The 22360-nt window shown below is 71.7% G+C and carries 18 protein-coding genes; 10 read left to right on the forward strand and 8 right to left on the reverse strand.

The window, feature by feature from the left end:
- Positions 1–2: 2 nt before the first annotated feature.
- The 3 genes from HSO01S_RS12270 to HSO01S_RS12280 are packed head-to-tail and all read right to left on the reverse strand — an operon-like array spanning position 3 to position 2712.
- Positions 3–1598, reverse strand: coding sequence for a DUF2142 domain-containing protein (locus HSO01S_RS12270; protein ID WP_066041789.1), 1596 nt, complete (start codon positions 1596–1598; stop codon positions 3–5).
- Positions 1595–1978, reverse strand: coding sequence for a DUF2304 domain-containing protein (locus HSO01S_RS12275; protein ID WP_066041791.1), 384 nt, complete (start codon positions 1976–1978; stop codon positions 1595–1597). The genes HSO01S_RS12270 and HSO01S_RS12275 overlap by 4 nt, the downstream gene beginning before the upstream one ends.
- Positions 1975–2712 (reverse strand): glycosyltransferase family 2 protein, encoded by a 738-nt coding sequence (locus HSO01S_RS12280; protein ID WP_066041793.1) that lies wholly within the window; start codon positions 2710–2712, stop codon positions 1975–1977. The genes HSO01S_RS12275 and HSO01S_RS12280 overlap by 4 nt, the downstream gene beginning before the upstream one ends.
- Positions 2713–2818: 106 nt before the next feature.
- Here HSO01S_RS12280 and HSO01S_RS12285 point away from each other — a divergent pair, with 106 nt between their 5' ends.
- Positions 2819–4144 carry a hypothetical protein gene (locus tag HSO01S_RS12285; protein WP_157079045.1) on the forward strand — a complete coding sequence of 442 codons (1326 nt, stop codon included), beginning with the start codon at positions 2819–2821 and terminating at the stop codon, positions 4142–4144.
- A gap of 15 nt (positions 4145–4159) precedes the next feature.
- Here the strand turns inward: HSO01S_RS12285 and HSO01S_RS12290 are convergent, their stop codons facing one another.
- On the reverse strand, positions 4160–5131 hold the full coding sequence (locus HSO01S_RS12290) for a glycosyltransferase (RefSeq protein ID WP_066041796.1): 972 nt from the start codon (positions 5129–5131) through the stop codon (positions 4160–4162).
- 56 nt (positions 5132–5187) lie between these two features.
- Between HSO01S_RS12290 and HSO01S_RS12295 the strand changes: the two genes are divergently transcribed.
- Positions 5188–6477, forward strand: a complete 1290-nt coding sequence (locus tag HSO01S_RS12295; RefSeq protein WP_066041798.1) for a polysaccharide biosynthesis protein — start codon at positions 5188–5190, stop codon at positions 6475–6477.
- On the forward strand, positions 6474–7241 hold the full coding sequence (locus tag HSO01S_RS12300; protein WP_066041800.1) for a glycosyltransferase: 768 nt from the start codon (positions 6474–6476) through the stop codon (positions 7239–7241). Before HSO01S_RS12295 ends, HSO01S_RS12300 begins: the two co-directional genes overlap by 4 nt.
- A gap of 43 nt (positions 7242–7284) precedes the next feature.
- Here the strand turns inward: HSO01S_RS12300 and HSO01S_RS12305 are convergent, their stop codons facing one another.
- The 3 genes from HSO01S_RS12305 to HSO01S_RS12315 form a co-directional block, all read right to left on the reverse strand.
- Complete coding sequence (locus tag HSO01S_RS12305) at positions 7285–8166, reverse strand: glycosyltransferase family 2 protein (protein ID WP_066041803.1); 882 nt, start codon at positions 8164–8166, stop codon at positions 7285–7287.
- Positions 8163–9299, reverse strand: coding sequence for a hypothetical protein (locus HSO01S_RS12310; RefSeq protein WP_066041805.1), 1137 nt, complete (start codon positions 9297–9299; stop codon positions 8163–8165). Before HSO01S_RS12310 ends, HSO01S_RS12305 begins: the two co-directional genes overlap by 4 nt.
- A 73-nt stretch (positions 9300–9372) precedes the next feature.
- A complete protein-coding gene (locus tag HSO01S_RS12315) occupies positions 9373–10551 on the reverse strand; it encodes an acyl-CoA dehydrogenase family protein (RefSeq protein WP_066041807.1) in 1179 nt (392 codons plus the stop codon).
- Between the two features lie 188 nt (positions 10552–10739).
- Here HSO01S_RS12315 and manA point away from each other — a divergent pair, with 188 nt between their 5' ends.
- Entirely contained in the window at positions 10740–12017 is a 1278-nt protein-coding gene (gene manA, locus HSO01S_RS12320) for a mannose-6-phosphate isomerase, class I (RefSeq protein WP_066041810.1), read from the forward strand.
- Between the two features lie 73 nt (positions 12018–12090).
- On the opposite strand, the gene HSO01S_RS12325 is transcribed toward manA, so the two are convergent.
- The gene (locus tag HSO01S_RS12325) at positions 12091–13047 is read right to left on the reverse strand and encodes a helix-turn-helix domain-containing protein (protein WP_066041813.1); all 957 of its coding nucleotides are present in this window, start codon (positions 13045–13047) and stop codon (positions 12091–12093) included.
- Between the two features lie 186 nt (positions 13048–13233).
- Between HSO01S_RS12325 and HSO01S_RS12330 the strand changes: the two genes are divergently transcribed.
- From HSO01S_RS12330 to HSO01S_RS12355, 6 genes are all read left to right on the forward strand, one after another.
- Positions 13234–13551, forward strand: coding sequence for a WhiB family transcriptional regulator (locus tag HSO01S_RS12330; protein ID WP_084361625.1), 318 nt, complete (start codon positions 13234–13236; stop codon positions 13549–13551).
- A 140-nt stretch (positions 13552–13691) separates the two neighbouring features.
- Positions 13692–17327, forward strand: a complete 3636-nt coding sequence (locus tag HSO01S_RS12335; protein WP_066041814.1) for a glycosyltransferase family 2 protein — start codon at positions 13692–13694, stop codon at positions 17325–17327.
- On the forward strand, positions 17317–19089 hold the full coding sequence (locus tag HSO01S_RS12340) for a DUF5719 family protein (RefSeq protein ID WP_157079046.1): 1773 nt from the start codon (positions 17317–17319) through the stop codon (positions 19087–19089). The genes HSO01S_RS12335 and HSO01S_RS12340 overlap by 11 nt, the downstream gene beginning before the upstream one ends.
- 323 nt (positions 19090–19412) lie before the next feature.
- The gene (locus HSO01S_RS12345; protein ID WP_066041817.1) at positions 19413–20435 is read left to right on the forward strand and encodes a LacI family DNA-binding transcriptional regulator; all 1023 of its coding nucleotides are present in this window, start codon (positions 19413–19415) and stop codon (positions 20433–20435) included.
- A gap of 3 nt (positions 20436–20438) precedes the next feature.
- A complete protein-coding gene (locus HSO01S_RS12350) occupies positions 20439–21389 on the forward strand; it encodes a carbohydrate ABC transporter permease (protein WP_066041818.1) in 951 nt (316 codons plus the stop codon).
- Complete coding sequence (locus tag HSO01S_RS12355) at positions 21386–22303, forward strand: carbohydrate ABC transporter permease (RefSeq protein ID WP_084361626.1); 918 nt, start codon at positions 21386–21388, stop codon at positions 22301–22303. The genes HSO01S_RS12350 and HSO01S_RS12355 overlap by 4 nt, the downstream gene beginning before the upstream one ends.
- Positions 22304–22360: the final 57 nt, after the last annotated feature.

The raw sequence follows: 22360 nt of genomic DNA on the forward strand, positions 1-22360 counted from the left end.
GGTCATGACCTTTCATCGGTGAGAGCCGGTGCGCGATCGCGCCCGGCGAGGACGACGGAGACCGCGAAGGCGGCCGCCGTGAGTGCGAAGAGGACGACGAGGGGCACGACGCCGACCGGCGGGGTCCAGGCCCCCGGCTCGACCATCTCGGCCCAGTCGACGCTGTAGCCGACCGAGAACCGGCGGAGCGTCGTGGCGAACGACCAGACGATCCCGATCGTCCAGAGCGCGCCGACGGCCCAGGGCAGGATGCGCAGCAGCCGGGCGAGTCCTCGGTGCGAGCCGGCGGCCTCCTCCCGGCGCCGGAACCGGTCCGACGCGGCGATGCACGCCGCCATCGACACGAGCAGCGCCATCAGCAGCACCAGCGTGTACCGGCCCTGCCAGATGTAGCCGCCGCGGGTGACGTAGGCGGCCTGGATGAGCGGGGGAAGGAAGAAGAACAGCAGCGCCATGATCACCACGAAGACCAGGGCGCGACCGCGCACCCAGAGCGCGGTGCCGACGACCAGGAGGGCGAACAGCAGGTACGAGATGTAGTAGACCGGCGGGCTCAGCGGGGTGTCGAGCCAGCCGAGGATGCCGACCATCTGGCGCAGCTGGGGGTAGAACATCCCGATCAGGCCGAAGAAGCCCTGCACCGGGGTGAGCCCGACGCCCGGGGCCGTGGGCGTGACCTCGGGCCCGGTGGTCGGCGCGGTGCCGAGGGTGTTGGTCGAGAGGGTCCACCAGGCGCTGAACAGGGCCGACGCGGCGATCAGCGCGATCGACACGATGACGGCCGGGCGGCGGAGGAGCGCCAGGAGCGCCCGGCCCTTCAGCAGCACGAGCGGCACCACGAGCAGCAGGGCGACCCAGAGCGGCGAGATGCCGCGCGTGTTCGCGACCAGGGCCGAGGCCACCACCACGAGGGCGAGCCGGGAGCGCAGCAGCCGTTCGTCCGGGTGCAGCACGATCCCGAGCATCCCGGTGATGATCGCCAGGCCGCCGGTGAACTCGAGGGCGTTCGGGTTGACGGTGCCGAGCAGGTACACCGCGATCGGGGTGAGGCCGATCAGCACGCCGAGGGCGGGCAGCCGGCGGCGGGGCCAGGATCCGATCATCCAGAAGCAGGCCGCGACGAAGAAGGAGCAGAGCAGCGCGCTCACGATGCGCATCCCGTAGATGCCCGCCTCGTCCGGCGAGAGGAGCGAGGGCCAGCCCACGAGCAGGTAGTAGACCGGGTCGTAGAGGCTCGCCGAGGAGTAGGTCTCGACGATCGCCCCGGGGTCGCCGGCGAACTCGGGGGCGCAGGTCGCGGCCGTGTCGCCCAGGAAGGCGAAGCAGCTCTGCTGGTACTCGAAGGCGAGGGCGGCGGGCACGTGCAGCACCCCGCCCTGCGCGATCATCGACGAGGGCACGAACTCGCCGCGCACCACGGATCCGGCCTTCACGACGTGCGCCGGCTCGTCGGGCGACCCGCCGATCGGCGTGGCCAGCGCCCAGAGCGCGCCGAGCAGCGACAGCAGCAGCCAGGGGAGGACGAACAGGATCAGCACCGACCTCGGGCGGGCGGGGGCCGCCGTGCGGGCCGGGGATCCGGGTGGTGCGAGGGTCATGGGTTCCTTTTGGGGCCGAGCGCCTCGGCGAGTGAGCGTTCGAGCTCCTTGATCCGGAGCTCCTGCAGTGCGACGGCCTCGGCCAGCGTGCGCGTCTCGCTCTCGAGCTCGGTGAGCTCGCCCGAGTGCTGGATGGAGACGAGGAAGAGCACCGCGATGCTGAGGAAGAAGACGAGGTTGATCGGGACGGTCACGCCCAGCCAGCCCGCGACGATCCCGAGCAGGTTCGGGAAGATGCCGATCACCAGCGCGACGAGGCCGGCCGCGAGCCACCAGATCGCGTGGCGCTCGCGCAGGTGCCGGCGGCGCAGCGACTCGATCACCACGCCGAGCGTGAAGAGGGCGGCGACGATGCCGAGGATGTAGACGGCGAGGCTCATCCCGCGGCGACCGGCTTCGGAACGAGGACGGGCGGGCGGATGAGGGCGACGAACAGGGCCATGCCGGCACGCCCCAGGTAGACGGCCGCCTTGTACGGGTTGTGCGAGGGCACCCCGCCGGCCCGCGGCCGCATCGCGACCGGCACCTGGGCGACGGTCAGCTTCGAGCGCGAGGCGATCACGAGCGACTCGACCGTGTCGCCGAGATACTCCGAGGGGTAGTGCTGGGCGAACAGCGCGACCGCCCGCGGGCCGCTCGCGCGGAACCCCGAGGTCGTGTCGGTCAGCTTCGTGCCGGTGAGCCGGCTCAGGATGCCCGAGAGGGTGCGCATCGCCCAGCGCCGGGGCCCGCGCACGGTGTACTCGCCGACGCCCGCGAAACGGGCTCCGAGCACGAGGTCGTGGTGCTCGAGGCCCGCGACGAGCTCGGTCACGCCGGCCGGGTCGTGCTGCCCGTCGGAATCGACCTGCACGACGTTGTCGAAGCCCTGGGCGAGGGCGTACTTGAAGCCGGCGCGCATGGCGCCGCCGACCCCGAGGTTGATGGGGAGACGGAGCACGGTGGCACCGGCGGCCTCGGCGCGGCGGGCCGTGTCGTCGTGCGAGCCGTCGTCGACGACCAGGCAGTGCACCCCGGGAAGGGTCGCGTAGACCTCGCGCACGACGGCGCCGACCGCCTCCTCCTCGTTGAACGCGGGCATCACGATGAGCGTGCGTTCGAGGGCGGCCGACATGCCCCCCATCATAGCCACGGGCCCTCCCGCGGCCCGGCTGCCGCTCCCGCCGGGGAAGGTGCTCTATCGTTTCTGCAGAGGGGGCCAGGTGACGCCGGATCGGACAGTGTCGAGCACGCAGGAGCGTGTGGGCGGGTTTCTCCGACGGCACGAGGGGCTCGTGGCGCTCGCCCTGGGTCTGGTCGCCGGGGTGCTGGGCTTCCTCCGCATCCCGTGGCGCGACGGCAACGTGATCTGGGCCGAGGACGGCGCGATCTTCCTGCAGGAGAGGCTGGCCGGCGCCCCCTTCGCGAACTGGTTCACCCCCTACGACGGGTACCTGCACCTCGTCCCCCGGATGCTCGCCGATCTCGCCGTGACCGTGCTGCCGATCGAGCGCTACGCGATCGGGATGACGGCGCTGACCTGCCTCGTCGCCGGCGGGGTCGGTGCTCTGGTCTACGTGTGCTCCCGCGACGTCATCGAGTGGCTGCCCGCGCGGATCGCCCTGGCCTTCGTGGCGGTGGGGCTGCCGACCGTGACCTTCGAGGTGCTCGGCAACGCGGCGAACGTGCACGCCATCCTGCTCTGGCTCGCGCCCTGGCTGATCCTGGTGCGGCCCCGGACCCGCGTCGGCGCCGTGCTCCTGGGCGTCGTCGGCCTCGTGGTCGGGCTCACCGAGATCCAGGCCGCCGCCGTGCTGCCTTTCGTGTTCTACCGCTGGCGTGACCGGTTCACCATCCCGGTGCGAGCGGGTCTCGCGCTCGGTATCGCCGCCCAGCTGCTCACGACCGTGCTCAGCCCGCGGACCGGGCGGGACGGTGCCTGGCCGGACGCCTGGTCGACCTTCCTAGGGTTCGTGGTCAACGCGCTCATGGCTCCGTGGGCGGGCCCGCGGCACACCGCCAGCGTGATCCTGCGCTTCGGCACCCTGGTCGCCGTGCCGATCGCCCTCGCGGCGCTCGTCGTGCTCGTCTCTGTGCTCTGGCGCGGAGAGCGCCGGCAGAAGATGACGGCTGCGATCCTGGCCTGGAGCGCCGTCGTCGTCTGGACGGCCGGTTTCACCCTGAACCCGAACCCGGAGTTCTTCTACGCGGACTTCGGCGAGCAGGAGTGGTCCACCTACGGGGTGCTCCGCTACGGCGTGGCTCCAGGCATGTTCGTCGCGGGCCTCGTGCTGGTCTTCCTGGCGGTCCTCCGGCAGCGCGCGCGGCGGCCTGCCGCCCGGATCTTGCCGGTCGTGCTGCTCGCGGCGGGCATCGCGCTCACCGCGTTCCAGGTGACGACCGTGACCACGACCCAGCGGGAGGGCGGCCCGAGCTGGCCCATCACGCTCGACGAGGTCGAGGGGCAGTGCGAGGTCGCCGATCCGCCCGAGCAGCTCGAGATCCCGATCCAGCCGCCGGGGTGGTTCGCCGACGTTCCCTGCGACGTGCTGGAGCCGGCCGGCTGAGCGGTGCGGGCCCGATCAGCCCAGGCGGCGCTCGAGGCGTTCCGGGATGCGGCCGCCGCGTCCGCGCCAGCCGTCCCGCACCCCGACCGCCATGGCGGTGAGGCGGGCGAGCCTGCGCGGCGCGAACGCGAGCACGATCACGCAGTGCCGGAGGTCGGCGAGCGTCGCCCGCAGCATCCAGCGGCGGTTGCGCGGGCCGTGCATCCGGTTCAGCAGGATGCGGTTGCGCAGGAGGTAGTAGTAGCGGAAGGGCGCGCCCACGACGAGCCGCAGCGGCTCGCCCGCGATCGAGACCGGACGTCCGGCGATCTTCGGGGTGAACGGGGTGCCGAGACGATGGCCGAGCGTGGCTTCGTTCGAGAGCACGGTCTGGCGGCCGGCGCGGGCGACCCGCAGGCCGTAGTCGGTGTCGACGCCGTCGATCACGAGCTCCTCGGTGAAGTCGCCGATGTCACGCACGGTCGCGACGGGGATCAGCAGGCCCGACTGGATCGGGGTGCGGGTCACCGGGAAGCCGCGGACGGAGCCGGTCGCGACCGAGGGCAGACCCTCCACGTGCGCCGGTGCGACCAGGCCGACGGGGATGCCGGCGGCGTCGGCGGCGATCGCCGTGCCGACCAAGGTCTCGATGAAGCGCTCGTCGATCGAGGAGTCCTGGTCGAAGGTCACGAAGAAGTCGGGGGCGTCGTCCGGTCCGACCCAGGCGACCGCGAGCCCGGTGTCGAGCGCAGCGGCGATGCCGCGGTTGCGTTCGTGCCGGATGATCTCGGCGCCGGCCTCGTGGGCGGCGTCGAGCACGGCATCCGCGCTCGGCCCGCTGCCGTCGTCGACCACGACGACGAAGCCGGCCTGCTCGACCAGGGAGCGCACGAGCGGGACGAGGGCCCTGCCGGGGTGGAAGGTGGTGACGATCGCGGCGACCCGCTCCGTGAGGGGTCGCTCGGGCAGCGCGCTGCGGTCGTCGTCGGGGTTCTCGTTCGGGTTCACGGGAGCCTTTCCTGCCCCCGGACCATCCACGGGGGCGCCTACTATGCTTGCACTTTATGACCGAAGCGGCTTCGCCCACCATCGGTCGGCGGTCCTTCGTGGGCGTCGGCGCGGCGTCCCTGGTCTCCGCTCTCGCGGGCTTCGCCGTCGTGATAATCGTGCCGAAGATGCTGGACATCCCGGACACGAGCACGTTCATGGCGTTCTGGTCGTTCCTCTTCGCGTGGTTCGGGATTCTCGGCGGACTCTCGGCGGAGAGCACCCGCTCGGTGCACGCGAGCGACCGTCTCCCCAGTCCCGCCGAGTCGCGCCGCGAGCCCCGGATGCTCGTGGTCGGTCTCGGTGTCGGGCTGGGCGTCGGGGTGCTGCTCTGGGCCTCGAGCCTGATCTGGGCGCCGATCCTGCTCGGCGACCGGTTCGCCTTCCTCGCCCTGCCGCTGAGCTGTTCGATCGCACTGTTCTCCGGGCACGCGACCATCGTCGGCATCCTCGGCGGCCGCCTGCAGTGGTCGACCTATGCCCGGCTCGTGATCGGCGACTCGCTGCTCCGGATCGGCCTGATCGTGGCCGCGGCCCTCGTCGCCGCCTCCGTCGCGGGCTTCGCGGTCGCCGCGAGCGTCGCCTCGGTGACCTGGCTGATCGGCCTCGCCTTCTCGCCGGTGCTGCGGCAGGCCGCCGGTGCCCGGGCCGACGTCGGCCTCACGGTCTTCCTGTCGCGAATCGGGCACGCCTGCCTCGCCTCGGGCGCGAGCGCGGTGCTGGTCGTCGGCTTCCCTGTCATCCTGAGCCTCACCTCGAGCACGGAGGCGTACGCGGCGGCCGCCCCGCTGCTGGTCGCCGTGACCTTCACGCGTGCGCCCCTGCTCATCCCGCTGAACGCCTACCAGGGCGTCGCGATCGCCCACTTCGTCGCCAACCGGCAGGCCGGCCTGCGCGCGCTCGTGCCGGTCGCCCGGCTGATCGTGTTGATCGCCGTCGTGGGCGCCGTGCTGGGTGCGCTGCTCGGCCCGTTCCTCCTCACCCTGGTCTACGGCCCGACATACGTGGTGGGGCCCTGGATCATCGCCGGCCTCGTGCTCGCCGCCGGGATGCTCGCGATCGTCACCCTGACCGGTGCGGTCTGTCTCGCGGTCGACCGGCACCGGGCCTACTCGGCCGGCTGGATCGCGTCGACCGTGCTCGCCGTCGTGATCCTGCTGCTGCCGATCGACCTCGACCTGCGCGCCGTGCTGGCCCTGCTGATCGGGCCCGTCGCCGGGCTCGCCATCCACCTCACCGCCCTCCGCCGTGACCGCGCCGTCAGCGATGCCGCCACGGGGAATGCGGATGCGGGCGGTGCGGCATGAGCGGCGAGATCCGGGCCAGCGTCTGCATGGCCACCTACCGCGGCTCGGCCTACGTGGCCGAGCAGATCGAGTCGATCGTGGCGCAGCTGGGGCCGGACGACGAACTGGTGATCGTCGACGACCGGTCGCCGGACGACACCGTCGCGACGATCATCGAGACGATCGCCCGCCTGGGCGAGTCGCGGGTGTTCCTCACCCGGACCGACCAGAACGTCGGGTACGTGCGGGCCTTCGAGGCCGCGATCCGGCGATCCCGCGGCCGCTACGTCTTCCTCTCGGATCAGGACGACGTCTGGGCGCCCGGCCGTCACGAGGCCATGATCGAGGGGCTCCGCTCGGCGCTCGTGGTCGCCGGCAACCACTCCATCCTCGGTCGGAACGGCGCCCGGCTCTGGTACCCGCCGCTCCGCGCGGCCGGATCCGGGCGACACCTCGCCAACCTCTTCGCCATCCTGATCGGCTACCGGCCGTACTTCGGCTGCGCGATGGGGTTCCGGCGCGAGGTGATCGACGGCGGGATCCTGCCCGTGCCCGGCTTCGTCGTGGAGTCGCACGACATCTGGATCGCGATCACCGGCAACGTGCGGCGCAGCATCCATCACCTCGACCGGGTCGTGGTGGAGCGCCGGCTGCACGACGCGAACCAGACACCCCTCGGCGTCCGAGGTCTCGGCACGATCCTCCGGGCCCGCGTGATGTTCGTGCGGATGATCGCCGAGGCGGTACGCCGGGCGCGGAAGGCTCGGCGGGCTCGGCAGGTCTAGCGCCCCGGCGGCCGCGCTGGCTCAGCGGAAAGCGTGCGCCGGCTCAGCGGAAGGCGTGCTCCAGCAGCGCGCGGCGCCCGGCCGGGTCGCCGGCCCGGAGCGCCGCCGGCAGCTCGGTGAGCGCGTTGAGCCGCGAGGTGAGGTGCCGGCGGGCCGCTCGGGATGCGCGGGGCCAGCCCCGGGCATCCGCCCGCAGAGCGACCTCGTCGAACAGCCTGCGCTCCTCGGCGAACTTCGCGCCGTCGGGGCCGGTCACGGCCGAGACGCTCGTGGCGTGCCGGCGGTAGGAGAAGACCACCTCGTCGTCGAGAAGCATCGAACCGCCGTCGAAGACGATGTCCATCATCAGGGCGAGGTCCTGCACGACCTCGAAGCCGGGCCGGAAGCCGAACCGCCGCAGATCCTCGGCCCGCCACAGCACCGAGGGGAAGTACGCCCAGTTGCCCCGCAGCAGGCTCGTCGCCAGGCGCTCGCCCGAGGCGGTGCGGATGCCGTGCCCGCCGAGACGGAGCAGCCCCTTCACGCGGTCGGCCAGCGGGTGGTGCACGGCCCCGTCGGCGTCGATCACCTCGACGCCCGGCTGCACGATCCGGGCGGTCGGCTCGGCGGCGACGAGGGCGCGCACGCGGGCGACGTAGCCCGGGTGCATCCGGTCGTCCGAGCCCATCAGCAGGGCGCGGTCGTTCTCGATCAGCCGCACGCACTCACGGAAGTTCCCGCCCACCCCGAGGTTCTCGGCGTTGCGGCGGTACTCGACCCGCGGGTCGTCGATCGCCGAGGCCCACTCGCCCGGAGCCGGATCGGGGTACCGGTCGTCGACGATCACCAGGCGCCAGTCGGGGTCGGTCTGGGCCAGCACGCTGGTCACGGCGTCGCGAAAATGGTCGAACCGGCCGTAGAACGGCATCAGGACGTCGATCGTCACGGCGCGACGGCGTGCTCGCGGGCGACCGGCGTGGTGAGCGGCAGGTCGACGTCAGTCAGCTCGAGCTTGGTCTTCACGCCGACGACGATGAGGAGCACCCAGCCGATCGGGCCGAGCAGCTGGTCGCCGACGGCGCTCTCGGCGACGAGGGCGCCGAGCAGGAGGGCCGGTGCAAGGGTCGTCGCGACCAGGGGGAGCCGGGCTCCCGTGCGGTCCAACGGCGGGTCGACGGCGAGCCACCAGGTGCGGTAGCCGGTGCCGACCAGAAACAGGACAAGGAGCACCACGGCGACCGGTCCGGACTCCGTGGCGAGTGCCGGCCAGAGCGAGCTGAGCGGCATGCTGCGGGTCGCCATGAGGGTGATGACCACGGCGAGGGTGAGGGCGGCGATGCCGGCCAGGACCCAGAGCCGGCGGCCGGTGCCCAGCCGGCGGCCGAGCAGGAGCGCGCCGGCCAGGAGCGCCGCGGCCGCGAGGGCGATCAGGGCCGGGAGCGAGCGGGTGAGGGCCAGCACCAGGGCGGCGACGATCAGCCAGGCGACGGCCGGCCGGGTGCGGGTGAGGCCTTGGGCGAGCTGCACGCCGACGACGATCGCCGTCAGCACCGCGAGGAACGCGAGGACGCCCGCGTCGCCCACGATGCCCTGGATCGGCCCACCCCGGAACAGAGCGGCCTCGTTCCACACGGCGCCGTAGGTGAAGATCGGCTGCCGCACGAAGACCGCCGCCACGAACTCCAGGATCAGCGAGAGGGCCAGGATGCGGGTGAGGGCGATCCCGAGCGCGGTCAGGATGCCGGGCCAGCTGAGCGCCGTGGTGAGATACAGCCCGAGCAGCGTGAGCACCGCGAGCAGCAGCAGCGAGAGAGCCGTGGACCCCGGCCAGGGCGACCAGCTGATCGACAGCACGAGGACGAGCGCGAGCAGCAGCAGGGTGCGCGGGAAGCGGCGGAGCGGCAGGCGCGCCCAGAGTCGGCGCCGGGTCATCACCACGGCGACGCCGGCCGTCAGGGCGGCCAGCAGCACCAGCGCGCCCCACCGCCCGAGGAGCGCGGGCCAGAACCCGCCCGAGAACAGGCAGAAGACCGTGAAGACGGACAGCCACCGGTTCGCGGCGTCGGTCGGGTATCGCATGGGGAGAAGCCTACTCACCCGTCCCGCGTCAGGACGCGGGACGGGACAGGAAGGTCGGGCGGGAGGACCCGGGTCAGACGAACGCGGCGAAGCCGGTGAGGGCGCGACCGACGATCAGGGTGTTCATCTCGCGGGTGCCCTCGTAGGAGTACAGCGCCTCGGCGTCGGCGAAGTGGCGGGCCACGTCGTAGTCGAGCACGATGCCGTTGCCGCCGAGCGCCTCGCGGCACCAGGCGACGGTCTCGCGCATCCGGGCCGTCGTGTAGGCCTTGGCGAGGGCGGAGTGCTCGTCGCGCTGCACGCCGTCGTCGAGCATCTGCGACACCCGCACCACCATGCCGAGGCTCGCGGTGATGTTGCCGATGCTCTTGACCAGCAGGTCCTGGATGAGCTGGTGGCTGGCGATCGGCTTTCCGAACTGCACGCGCTCCTTCGTGTAGCGGAGCGCGGCCTCGTAGGCGCCGACCGAGTTTCCGACCGCGGCCCAGGCCACCTCGGCGCGGGTGAGGCGCAGCACCTTCGCGGTGTCGCGGAAGGAGTTGGCGTTCTGCAGGCGCAGGCTGTCCGGGATGCGCACGTCCTCGAGCGTGATGTCGGCGTTCTGCACGATGCGGAGGCTCTGCTTGCCAAGGATCTTGGTGGCGGTGTAGCCGGGGGTGCTGGTCGGCACGATGAAGCCCTTGACCTGGCCGTCGGCCGCATCCTTCGCCCAGATGACGGTGATGTCGCTGAAGGTGGCGTTGCCGATCCAGCGCTTGGAGCCGTTCAGCACCCAGTCGTCGCCGTCGCGCGTCGCGATCGTGCGGAGGCCCTGGGCGGAGTCGGAACCGGACTGCGGCTCGGTGAGGCCGAAGGCGCCGATGACCTCGCCCGAGGCCATCTTCGGCAGCCACTCGGCGCGCTGCTCGGGGGAGCCGGTCACGCTGATCGACCCCATGGCCAGACCGTTCTGCACGCCGACGAGCGTCGCGACCGAGGCGTCGACGCGGGCGAGCTCGAGGGCGACGAAGCCGCGGAAGACGGCCGAGTTCTCGAACGGGCTCGTCTCCTCCCAGGCGAAGCGGAAGGCGTCTGTGCCGGCCAGGCCCTTCATGATGCCCTCGGGCAGGGTGGCGTTCTCCCAGTGCTCGTTGACGACCGGCTTCACTTCGGTCTCGAGGTAGCTGCGGAGGCGGGCGAGCGCCTCCTTCTCCTGGTCGGTCAGGAGGTTCTCGTAGCCGTAGAAGTCGCTGGCGAGGGGCTCGAAGGTCATGGCTGCTCCGTTGCGTGGGGGATTCGTGCCGATGGATCGGTGCTCGGCGCAGCGAGCTTAATGCGGCGTGCTCCGAGCCGGCCGGGCGCTTGGTAGTTTTGTCCAAACGGGCCGATCACGTCAGACCGGTGACTTGTAGGTCGCGGATAACCGAAGCCGCGATCGGCTGTGAGGATGAGACAGGAAACATGTTCGTTCAGATCACCAACACCCCCCGTGACTACGCCTGGGGCTCCGAGACCGCCATCCCCGACCTGCTGGGCACGCCCTCCACGGGAGCGCCGCAGGCCGAGCTCTGGCTGGGCGCCCACCCGGGCAGCCCCTCGCGCATCGTGCACCCCGACGAGACGGACGGCGCCCGCGACCTCGCCGAGTGGATCGCCACCGACCCGACCCGGATCGTCGGTCGCCGGGGCACCCTGCCCTACCTGCTGAAGATCCTCGCCGCGGCCGCCCCGCTGTCGCTGCAGGCGCATCCGACCCTCGAGCGCGCCCGCGAGGGCTTCGCCGAGGAGAACGCCGCGGGCGTCCCGCTCGACTCCCCGGTGCGCAATTACAAGGATCCCCTGCACAAGCCCGAGCTCGTCGTCGCCCTGAGCGAGCGCTACGAGGCGCTCTGCGGCTTCCGCCCGCTCGACGAGGTGCGCGAGATCGTCGACCTGCTCGTGTTGATCGACGGCGCGTCGACCGCCCCCCGGTGGGAGCTGTACGGGCCGATCGTGCACCTGCTGGAGGACTCGGAGACGCTGAACGAGAGCGACGCCGACATCCTGCGCTCGGTGGTCGCCTGGCTGCTCGAGGGCGGCGAGGAGGTCGACGCACTCGTCGGCCACCTGGTCCGCACCGCCGAGAAGGCGCTGCACCCGGCGCACGCGCACATGACCGACCCGTACACGCCCTCGCTCGAGACCGTGGTGCGGCTGAACGAGGAGTACCCGGGAGACCCGGGCATCGTGATCTCGCTGCTGCTGAACCGGGTGTCGCTCCGCCGCGGCGAGGCGCTCTACCTGCCGGCCGGCAACATCCACGCCTACCTCTCGGGCCTCGGCGTCGAGCTGATGTCGGCCTCGGACAACGTGCTACGCGGAGGACTCACGCCCAAGCACGTCGACGTGCCCGAGCTGCTCGCGGTGCTCGACTTCGACTCGTTGCCTGTGCCCTACCTCGTCCCGTCCGAGCCCGAGCCGGGCCTGTCGGTGTTCACCCCCTCGGTTCCGGACTTCGTGCTCGCCCGGGTCGAGCTCGGGCCGGAGACGTCGAACTCTGTGCGCTTCCGCCCGCAAGGTGCGGCGATCGCCATCTGCATCGCGGGGTCGGCCACGATCGCCGGCGACGACGGGTCGTTCACGCTGGTGCGCGGCGAGTCGGTGTTCATCACGCCGGACGAGGGCGAGCTGGTCATCGGGGGAGCGGGTACCGTGTTCATCGCGGCGCCCGGGGCCCCGGCCGACCAGCTGCCGAGCTAGGTGACTACTGGCGGGCCAGTGGACTGCTGACGGGCTAGCGGACTGCTGCTCGGCTTGGGTGGCTGCTGCCCGGCTAGGCCAGCGCCCGCACCGAGAAGGCGCGACGGTAGGCAGCCGGCGTCGTGTTGAGCGACTTGCCGAAGTGGTGGCGCATCACGGCCGCCGTGCCGAAGCCGCTCTCGGCGGCGACCGAGTCCAGGGACAGGCTGGTCTCCTCCAGCAGCCGCTGCGCGTGCAGCAGCCGCTGCCGGTTGAGCCAGGCGCCGGGGGTGGCCCCGAGGTCGGCCTTGAAGCGGCGGGCGAAGGTGCGCGGGCTCATCAGGGCGCGGCGCGCGAGCTCGTCGATCGTGAGTTCCTGGTCGAGGTTCCCGAGCATCCACTCGGTGACCTCGGCGAAGGAGTCGCTGCGCGACTCGGGGATGGGCGTGGCGATGAACTGCGCCTGGCCGCCGGCCCGCTGCGGCGGCACGACCATGCGCCTGGCCACGACGTTGGCGGCCGAGGCTCCGAGCTCGCTGCGGATCAGGTGTAGGCACGCGTCGATGCCGGCCGCCGTGCCGGCGCTGGAGATGATGCGGCCGTCCTCGACGAAGAGCACGTCGGGGTCGACCGTGATGTCGGGGAACTCGCGGGCGAGTCGATCGGCGTGCATCCAGTGCGTGGTGGCGCTCCGGCCCGAGAGGATGCCCGCGTTCGCGAGCGTGAACGCGCCGCTGCAGATGCTCATGACCCAGGCGCCCCGGTCGACCGCATCCCGCAGCACCTGGATGATGGCGGGATGCACCTCGTCGTCGATGCGGTGCGCCGGCACCGCGATCAGGTCGGCCTCGGCTGCGGCCTCGAGGCCGTTCGGGATGACCATGTCGTAGCCGAGGCTGGTCGGCACCACGCCGGGCTCGACCGCGGCGATCGTGAAGTCGAAGGCCGGGCCGCCGTGCTCGGTGCGGTCGATGCCGAACACCTCGCAGACCACACCGAACTCGAACGGGGCGACACCGGGGATGGCGAGGAGGACGACCTTCTTGAGCATGCTGGCAGGATATCGACGAACGGCCAGAAAAGTCCAGCCTGATGTGGGGCGACGCGCCGTGTCGCAACTCTCCACGCGCGCTTTAAGGTTTACGATCTGCGACTTGACGTGAGCGAACTACACGGGTGTAATTAGTCAACGGGGTTTTCGGCAGGTCGCAGACTGGTTCAGAGGGTGGAGCGTGATATGGCAATGTCAGAGTACCGCTCAGGCGTTCCGGACGATTGGTTCGTCGACCCGATCAACCTCGGTGTTCCCGGGGTCCGGCAGCCCACGGTCGACGACAATCCGCTCGCCTGGCAGGCCGATTCGCTCTGTGCGCAGACCGATCCCGAGGCCTTCTTCCCGGAGAAGGGCGGCTCGACCCGCGACGCCAAGCGCATCTGCACCTCGTGCGAGGTCAAGGCGCAGTGCCTCGAGTACGCGCTGCAGAACGACGAGCGCTTCGGCATCTGGGGCGGCCTCTCCGAGCGCGAGCGCCGCAAGCTGCGCAAACGCGCCTGACCCTTCGGTTCCACTCCTCTCTTCAGCAGTGCTCTTCGTGAGTGCCCGGCGGGGGCCGGCCTCCACACGTGATTCATAAGAACGCGGCACGCCGGGGATGACCGGGGGCTTCGACCGGGCTGCCGCTTAGAGTCGGTGCGATGCAAGCCCGAGTCACTGCCGTCCTCGTCTCCTCGAACGGAGCCGATTACCTTCCGCGAACCCTGGAAGCCATCGCGGCGCAGACCCGAGCGCCGGATGCCCTCGTCGTCGTCGACTGCGCCTCGACCGACGCGACCTCCGCCCTCCTCGCGGCCGCCCAGCCCACGCGCTTCATCTCGGCCTCGAGCCGCCTGAGCTTCGGCACCGCGATCCAGCACGCCCTCGGAGTCGCGCCCCCGCCGACCTCGGAGAACGAGTGGCTCTGGTTGCTCGCCCATGACACCGCTCCCGAGCCGGATGCGCTCGCCGCGCTGCTGGCCGCCGTCGAGGTGAACCCCTCGGTCGCCGCCGCCGGGCCGAAGCAGATGGAGTGGAACGACCCCGACTACATCAGCGAGTTCGGCGAGACCGTGACCTCGCTCGGCGCGAGCGTGCCGCTCGTGGAGACCGAGCTCGACCAGGCCCAGCACGACCGGATGAGCGACGTGCTCGCAATGGGCGCCGCCGGCCTGCTGGTGCGCCACACGGTGTGGAACCAGGTGGGCGGCTTCGACCCCGCCCTGCCGACGGCCGACAACGGACTCGACTTCGGCATCCGCGTGCGCCTCGCCGGCCACCGCGTGATGGCCGTCCCCTCGGCGCGGGTCGCGACCGACGGCGACGGCTTCTCCGGCCCCGGCCGCTCGATCAAGGGCTCGGCGCGCCGCAAGCGCCAGACCGCCCGCCGCGCTGCCCAGCTGCACCGCCGCCTGGTCTACGCGCCCCCGTTCGCCGTGCTCTTCCACTGGCTCTCGCTCGTGCCGCTGGCCGTCGCGCGCTCGCTGTTCCAGCTCATCCGCAAGCAGCCCGGCGCGATCGGCGGAGAGTTCGCCGCCGCCTTCAAGACCGCCTTCGGGTCGCGGATCACCGAGGCCCGGCGCCGCCTCAAGGCTTCGCGCCGCGTGGGCTGGCGCGCGATCTCACCGCTCAGGATGCCCGGGGACGAGATCCGCCGGCGTCGCTCGCTCCAGCGCGAGATCGCCCTGACCTATCTGCGGGGCGAGCGCGACCGCATCCAGTTCGTCGGCAGCGGCGGTCTCGCGACCGTGCTCGTCGTCGCCCTGATCGGCTTCGTCGTCTTCCTCCCCGTGTTCGGCGCGGCCGCCCTCACCGGTGGGGGAGCGCTGCCGCTGGACGGCACGCCCGGCTCGCTCTGGGCGCAGATCGGCACCGGGTTCCGCGACATCGGCCTCGGGTTCGTCGGGGCGGCCGACCCCTTCGCCGCGCTCATCGCGATCCTCGGCTCGATCACCTTCTGGTCGCCCTCGTTCGCGATCGTCTGCCTCTACCTGGTCTCGCTGCCGCTCGCGGCGCTGGCCGCCTGGTTCTGCGCCGCACGGATCACCGACCGGCCCGTGCTGCGGAGCGCCGCCGCGGTGCTCTGGGTGCTGGCGCCGCCGTTCCTCGGGGCCCTGGATGCGGGGATGATCGGCCCGCTGATCGCCCACCTCCTCCTTCCCTGGCTCGTGCTCGCGGGGCTCGCGGCGCCGAAGTCGTGGTCGGCCTCGGCGATGGCCTCCATCCTGTTCGCCGCGGTGCTGGCCGCCGCGCCCTCGCTCTGGCCCGCGCTGCTCGTGATCTGGCTGATCGCCACGGTCGCGAGCCGCCGCGACGTGATGCGACTGATCGGTGTGCCGATCCCCGCGCTCGCGTTGTTCGCGCCGCTCGTCTACGACCAGTTCCAGCGCGGCACGCCTCTGGCGCTGCTCGCCGACCCGGGCGTCCCGGTGTGGCGCGCGGACGTGCCGGTCATCGACCTGCTCATCGGCCTGCCGCAGACCGGCCTCGCCGGGTGGCAGTCGATCGCCGATCAGGCGCTCGGACTCGACGCGGGCCTCGTGCTGCTGATCGTCGGCATCCTGGCCCTTCCGCTCGGCGTGATCGCGCTGGCCGCACTCTTCCTGCCCGGGTCGTACCGGGCGGTGGTCGCCGTGGTGATCGGCATCCTCGGCTTCGCGACCGCGGTCGGCGCCACGCAGCTGGCGCTCGCCACCACCGGTTCGGAGTCGGTCTCGATCTGGCCCGGCTCGGGGCTCAGCCTGTACTGGCTGGGGCTGGTCGGAGCCGCCGTCATCGGACTCTCCTCGTTGCCCCGGCTCGCGGCGGTCCCCGCCGTGGTCGCCTCGGTGGCCGTCGGGATCATCGCGCTGCCGATGGGGCTCGGCGTGCTCTTCGGCACCGCCCAGATCGTCCCCGGCTCGGGCCGCCAGCTGCCCGCCTACGTCGCGGCCGAGGCCTCGAACACGCCGCGCGTCGGCACCCTGCTGCTCACCCCGCAGGCCGATGGCGGCCTGGGTGCGAGCATCGTGCACGGAGCGGGACCGACGCTCAGCCAGCAGTCGACGCTCGCCTCCACCGAGGCGACCACCGACGAGCGCCGCACCGAGCTCGCGGAGATCGTGGGCAACGCGGCCTCGGTGAGCGGGGACGACGTCGCGACGCGGCTGACCGCGCTCGGCGTGGAGTTCGTGCTGCTGCAGCCGGCTTCGGCGGCGCCGGGGGCTTCCTCGGGTGCTTCTGCCGGGGAAGGCTCGGCCGCCGAGACGACGATCGCGCGATCGTCGAATGCGCTGAGCAGCAACCCGCAGCTGACGTTCATCGGCAGCACCTCGGCGGGGGAGCTCTGGCAGGTCGTCGGCGACGGGACCCTCGCGACGCTTCCCGAGCCGGTACCGACGAACAACGGCACGCCGATCGGCGTGCTGGTGCTCGTGGTGCAGGGCTTCATCTTCGGGGTGGCGCTGCTGCTCGCGCTTCCGGCCGGGCGGTTGCAGGTGCAGGGCAACCGCGCCGTCAGCACCACGGCCCACGTCGGCGCGGCCGACTCGGTCGAGGAGGAGATCGCCGAAGAGAAGTCGACCTCCTACGACGACGACATCCCGGTCGGCGAGGAGCCCGAGGCCCTCGAGGTGCCGCCGGGTTCTGAGCCGGCGCCGGTACGTGCCGGTGCCGGTGCTGCGGCTGGCGTTGCGGCTGGCGTTGCCACCGCCGGGGCGGGCACCGTCGCCGCTGCGTCTGCTCCGGCGACCGGTGAGGTCGAGGCGCCCTTCGACCGTGCCGCCACGGGTGAGCTCGCGGCCGAGCCGGTCGCGACGTCCACCGGCGTCTATGCGGCCGAGTACCTCGACGACCGCTCCGAGGCTCCGGCCGACGGTGAGAACGGCTCCGATGGCGGGCTCGACGCCGCACCGTCGCGCGATCCCGAGCCGCAGATCCTGATCGACCCCGTCGAGCCTCCCGGAGTGGACCCGCTGGTCGAGACCTCGGGCACCCCGGCGCCGCCGGCCTGGCCGCTCATCCCGCCGGCTCAGCCTGAACTCCTCCGGCCCGAGTCGGAGCGCGAGCAGCCCCGCGGTGGCGACGTCGCACCCGCTCGAGAGGACTCGGGATCGGCGCCGGAGTTCGAAGGTGCGGAGCCCGCGCCGGAGTTCGAAGGTGCGCAGCCCTCGCCGGAGTTCGCGGGAGCAGAGCCCGCGCCGGAGATCGACGACTACGACCCCAACGACGAGACCGTGCTGAGCATCCGCGACGCCATCGAGCGCGACGAGCACACCCGCCGCCCCGCCGGAGAGGAGGGCCCCACCGATGGCCGCTGATCACGACCCCACCGAGCCCACCCGCCCCGCCGACGATCATGACGAGATCGTCCAGAGCGGGCCGGCCGCCGCGGATTCCGCTGCAGGCGCTTCCGACGGCGCTGACGCAGCCGACCCGGATTCCACCACCACGCCGGCCGGCGCATCCACGACCAATCAAGCCGACGCATCCACACACACCCCGGCCGGCGCCGTTGACGGTGCGGGCGCAACCGCCGCACCCATCGCAACTGCTGCCGCCACCCCGGCAGCCCCGGGACGGCGCGGAATGCGCCGGCCCCGATCGCGGTTGCAGGACACCTCGGCGAAGCGCACGCCCGAGCGGCGCTCGGGCCAGCGGCGCGCCGTCGCGACCGGAGCCCGCGTGGTCACCGGCCTCGTCGTGGCCGCGGGTGCGGCCGCGGTAGCGATCGGCGCCCTCGTGCTGCCGTTGCCGTCGGTGACGGCAACCCCCGCATCCTTCACCGTCGACCCGGCGCCCGCCGAGGAGGTGAGGGCCTGCCCCGGCCCGGTCGTTCGGCTGTCGGACGACACCGGGCAGTCGGCCACCGCGATCTCGACCGTCGGCACCGCCGACTACACCTCGGCCGCGGGCCTGCCGGACGCCGTGCTCGTGCAGGAGGCGCTCGAGTCACCGAACGCCACGAACTGGACGGCCCCGACCGCCCCGCAGCGCATCACGCTCCCGGCCGAGGCCGCGACGGCCGACGCGCTGTTCAGCGCCGCGCAGTCGCAGACCGTGGGGGAGGGCGACCTCGTCGGCTTCGCCTCGACCTCGTGCGGGGAGGCCACCGCCGACAGCTGGCTCGTCGCCGGAGCCACGACCGTGGGTCGCACCAGCTTCGTGCACCTGATCAACTCCGGAGACGTCTCGGCCGTCGTCGACCTCAGCGTCTTCGGCGAGCAGGGCGCCGTCGAGTCGCCCGGCGCGCGCAACATCGACGTGCCGGCGCGGTCCACGCGCATCCTGTCGCTGTCCGGGCTCGCTCCGGACCTGACGTCGCCCGTCATCCACGTCGTCGCCCGGGTCGGAGCCGTCACGGCCGCCGTGCAGCAGAGCGTCGTCCGCGGACTCGAGCCCGGGGGTGTCGAGCTCGCCGGCAGCACCACCGCGCCCGCCACCCGCCAGGAGATCTCGGGCGTGCAGGTCTCGGGCACCTCGTCGATCGCCGAGCGGCTCGGCAGCCCCGATGCCGCCGACCTGCAGAGCGTGCTGCGCCTGTTCACCCCCGGCTCCGAGCCGGCCTCGGTCACCGTGACGGTGTCGGAGGAGCGGAACGGCGGCGCCCAGACGCAGTACCAGCTCGGCCTGACCCCGCAGATCGTGACCGAGTTTCCGCTGCAGGACATCCCCGACGGCACCTACCTCGTCGACGTGCAGTCCGACCAGCCCGTCGTGGCCTCGGCCCGCACCTCGACGATCGCGAACGGCGTCACCGACTTCGCGTGGTTCCAGGCCTCCCAGCCGCTCGACACCACGTTCTTCGTCTCGGCAGCTCAAGGGCCCAACCCCCGTCTCCACCTGATCAACGACACCGGATCGGACGTGCAGGTCACGCTCACCGCGACCGACGGCACGCAGCTCCCGGTCACCTTCGTGCCGGGCGCCCGCTCGATCGGCCTGGAGGCCGGCAAGTCGTACACCGTCGTCACCTCGGCGCCGGTCTCGGGTGCCGTCTCGTACTTCGGCGACGGGCAGATCTCGTCCTACGCCGTCTCGCCGCCGAGCCCCGCCGCGGGCCCGGTGGTCGTCTACCCGTAGGGGTTCCGCCCCGGCAACTGCACGAACGGGCTGAAGATCGCACGCACACGTGCATAGAGACCTCCTGGGCGCGATCTTCAGCCCGTTCGTCCGCGCCCGGCGCCTGCCCGCCCCCGCGGCTGATGCACGAACGGGCTGCTGAGAGCGTCCATGCGTGCATATACGCGCCAACGGCGCTCACAGCAGCCCGTTCGTGCACGGCCCGCTAGCGCAGCACCGACCCGGGTGCCGACGGCACCGCTTGCACACCGCCGTAAACCGTCCTAGAGTGCCTGTAAACGTTTCCGTAAACGTTTACAAACCCGAACGCAAGGATGCAGCGGATGCCCCAGACGAAGAAGTCGACTCTCGTGCTCGTCGCCGAGCGCGCCGGCGTCTCCATCGCCTCCGTCTCCCGGGTCATGAACGGCCTCCCCGCCTCGGACCAGATCATCGAGCGTGTCCGCAAGGCCGCCGACGAGCTCGGCTACGTGCCGGACGCCACGGCCCGCTCCCTCAAGGCCGGCCGCACCGAGCAGATCGCCCTCGCCGTCGCCGACGTCGGAAACCCGGTCTACGTCGGCATGATGCACGAGATCTCCCGCGTCGTCACGAAGGCCGGCTACCGCCTCGTGCTCTCCTCGACCGGCTCCGACCCCCGCGACCAGATCGACCTGCTCACGAGCCTCAACCGCGGCTTCGCCGACGGCCTCATCCTCAGCCCCCTCCGCGTCCCCGAGGAACTCGGCGCCCAGCTCGAGGCCAGCCGCCTGCCGATCGTCATCATCGGATCCCTGCCGCCCGGCGTCGAGCTCGACAACGTCCGCGCCGACTCCGTCGCCGGAGTCGCCCTCGCCGTCGACCATCTGGTCGAGCAGGGCCGCAGCCGCATCGCCTTCGTGAACGGCCCCGTCGACACCGTCCCCGGCGCCGCCCGCCTCAACGGCTACGTCAGCGCCCTCACCGCCCGCGGCCTCCCCCTGAACCAGGACGCCCAGGTCAGCGCCAAGGACTTCACCTACAAGGCCGGCCTCAAGGCCGCCGCCCGCCTGCTCGACCAGTGCACACCGGATGCGGTGGTCTGCTCCAACGACCTGCTCGCGATCGCCTTGATGAAGGTCGCGACCGCCCGCGGTCTCCGCGTGCCCGACGACCTCGCGATCGTCGGCATGGACGACACCGACATCGCCGACCACGCGAACCCCGCGATCACGAGTGTCGACCTCGGTTCGGTCACGCGTGCGAAGACCGCGGCGAAGCTCCTGCTCCGCCGCCTCGAGGATCCGCAGGCCCCGGTCGAGCAGATCGTCATCGAACCGACCCTCACCGTGCGTGCCTCCTCGGTGACCCGAACGACGGAAGGCTAGACCATGACAGTGGCTGCAACGGCGACGAAGCCGGCGCCCACCCCGACCCCGAACCGCCCGCGGCGCACCCGCAACCGCGGCTTCGGCGGCGGCGGACGGGACGCCTGGCTGCTCGTGCTCCCCGCCCTCATCCCCGTGCTCCTGTTCAGCGTGTACCCGCTGGCCCAGGGCATCCTGCTCGGCTTCACGGATGCGAAGGCCGGCCTCAACCAGGTCGTCACCTTCAACGGGGTCGACAACTACTCCAAGCTCCTCACCAACGACCTGTTCTGGAACTCGTTCCGAATCGGCCTGATCTGGGCCTTCGGCGTCACGATCCTGCAGTTCTTCGCCGCCCTCGGCCTCGCCCTGCTGCTGAACCTCAACCTGAAGCTGCGCTGGCTCGCCCGCACGCTGGCCCTGGTGCCGTGGGCGATGCCCCCGGTGATCATCGCGATCATGTGGCGCCTCATGCTCAACCCCACCTACGGCCCGATCAACGGCACGCTCCGGGCGCTCGGCCTCCCGGGCGACACCAACTGGCTCGGCGACTTCTCGACCGCGCTGCCCGCGGTGATCGTCGTCGGCATCTGGGCGGGGATGCCGCAGACCACGATCACCCTGCTGGCCGGCCTCCAGAACGTGTCGGCCGACCTGCACGAGGCGGCCTCGATCGACGGCGCGAACGCCCTGCAGCGGTTCTGGCACATCACGCTCCCCGCCCTGCGCCCCGTGATCGTCGCGATCACGACCCTCGACCTGATCTGGAACTTCAATTCCTTCGCCCTGGTCTACGTGCTCACGGCCGGCGGGCCGGGAGGCCAGACCATGCTGCCGATGCTCTTCGCCTACAACGAGGCGTTCCGCTACGGCAACTTCGGCTACGCGGCCGCCATGGGCAACGTGATGGTCATCATCATCGCCGCCTTCCTCTTCTTCTATCTCCGCAGCCAGGCGAGGAGCCGACTCTCATGACCCAGGCCATCGCCCCCGCCCCCGAGACCCGGTTCCCCGAGCCCACCGACGGGCAGAAGCCCAAGGGCACCCCGTCGGCCAAGCGCACCCGCGCCGTGACGCGCCCGCTGCAGTACATCGCCCTGGCGCTGTACATCGTGTTCCTCGGCTTCCCGCTGCTGTTCCTCCTGATCACGGCGTTCAAGACGCCGCAGGAGCTGCAGTCGCCCGACCCCCAGTTCCTGCCCCAGCAGTTCAACTTCGACAACTTCGTCGCCGCGATCGACAAGGCGAACCTCATCCACGCGGCCGGCAACAGCCTGTTCGTGGCGGTGCTGACGACGGTGATCGTGACCGCGATCTCGCTGCCGGCGGCCTACGCCCTGGCCCGGTTCCGCACGAAGCTCCGCGGGGTCGCGACCGGCTGGATCCTGCTCAGCCAGGTCTTCCCGTTCATCCTGATCATCATCCCGCTCTTCCTCGTGCTGAAGCAGATCGGGCTGGTCAACAACCTGTTCGGGCTCGTGCTCGTCTACACGGTCTGGTCGCTGCCGTTCGCGCTGTGGATGCTGCAGGGCTACGTCGCCGGCGTCCCCGTCGAACTCGAGGAGGCCGGCTCCATGGACGGCGCCTCCCGCTTCCGGGTGCTGCGCTCGATCGTGCTGCCGCTGCTGGCCCCCGGCCTCGTGGCGACGAGCCTGTTCACCTTCATCTCGTCGTGGAACGAGTTCTTCTTCGCCCTGGTGCTCATCCAGGATCCGAACCTGCAGACCCTGCCTCTGACCCTCGCCCGCTTCGTCGGTGCGGAGGGCCAGGTGCAGCTCGGCCAGCTGGCGGCGGCCTCGCTGCTCGCGACCATCCCGAGCCTGGTGTTCTTCGCGCTGATCCAGCGCCGGCTGACCTCCGGGCTCATGAGCGGAGCGGTCAAGGGCTGACCCCCGCGGCCGCACCCCGCTCGACACCGGCGCGCACCACCCCACCCGAACACACCC

The sequence above is a fragment of the Herbiconiux solani NBRC 106740 genome, from assembly GCF_001571005.1.
In the GTDB taxonomy this organism is placed as follows: domain Bacteria; phylum Actinomycetota; class Actinomycetes; order Actinomycetales; family Microbacteriaceae; genus Herbiconiux; species Herbiconiux solani.

What these genes read in the sequence shown, in the direction of transcription:
- HSO01S_RS12270 (WP_066041789.1), bottom strand. Translation starts at nt 1,598, where the DNA reads ATGACCCTCGCACCACCCGGATCCCCGGCCCGCACGGCGGCCCCCGCC.
- HSO01S_RS12275 (WP_066041791.1), bottom strand. Translation starts at nt 1,978, where the DNA reads ATGAGCCTCGCCGTCTACATCCTCGGCATCGTCGCCGCCCTCTTCACG.
- HSO01S_RS12280 (WP_066041793.1), bottom strand. Translation starts at nt 2,712, where the DNA reads ATGTCGGCCGCCCTCGAACGCACGCTCATCGTGATGCCCGCGTTCAAC.
- HSO01S_RS12295 (WP_066041798.1), top strand. Translation starts at nt 5,188, where the DNA reads ATGACCGAAGCGGCTTCGCCCACCATCGGTCGGCGGTCCTTCGTGGGC.
- HSO01S_RS12300 (WP_066041800.1), top strand. Translation starts at nt 6,474, where the DNA reads ATGAGCGGCGAGATCCGGGCCAGCGTCTGCATGGCCACCTACCGCGGC.
- HSO01S_RS12310 (WP_066041805.1), bottom strand. Translation starts at nt 9,299, where the DNA reads ATGCGATACCCGACCGACGCCGCGAACCGGTGGCTGTCCGTCTTCACG.
- HSO01S_RS12315 (WP_066041807.1), bottom strand. Translation starts at nt 10,551, where the DNA reads ATGACCTTCGAGCCCCTCGCCAGCGACTTCTACGGCTACGAGAACCTC.
- manA (WP_066041810.1), top strand. Translation starts at nt 10,740, where the DNA reads ATGTTCGTTCAGATCACCAACACCCCCCGTGACTACGCCTGGGGCTCC.
- HSO01S_RS12325 (WP_066041813.1), bottom strand. Translation starts at nt 13,047, where the DNA reads ATGCTCAAGAAGGTCGTCCTCCTCGCCATCCCCGGTGTCGCCCCGTTC.
- HSO01S_RS12330 (WP_084361625.1), top strand. Translation starts at nt 13,234, where the DNA reads ATGGCAATGTCAGAGTACCGCTCAGGCGTTCCGGACGATTGGTTCGTC.
- HSO01S_RS12335 (WP_066041814.1), top strand. Translation starts at nt 13,692, where the DNA reads ATGCAAGCCCGAGTCACTGCCGTCCTCGTCTCCTCGAACGGAGCCGAT.
- HSO01S_RS12340 (WP_157079046.1), top strand. Translation starts at nt 17,317, where the DNA reads ATGGCCGCTGATCACGACCCCACCGAGCCCACCCGCCCCGCCGACGAT.
- HSO01S_RS12345 (WP_066041817.1), top strand. Translation starts at nt 19,413, where the DNA reads ATGCCCCAGACGAAGAAGTCGACTCTCGTGCTCGTCGCCGAGCGCGCC.
- HSO01S_RS12350 (WP_066041818.1), top strand. Translation starts at nt 20,439, where the DNA reads ATGACAGTGGCTGCAACGGCGACGAAGCCGGCGCCCACCCCGACCCCG.
- HSO01S_RS12355 (WP_084361626.1), top strand. Translation starts at nt 21,386, where the DNA reads ATGACCCAGGCCATCGCCCCCGCCCCCGAGACCCGGTTCCCCGAGCCC.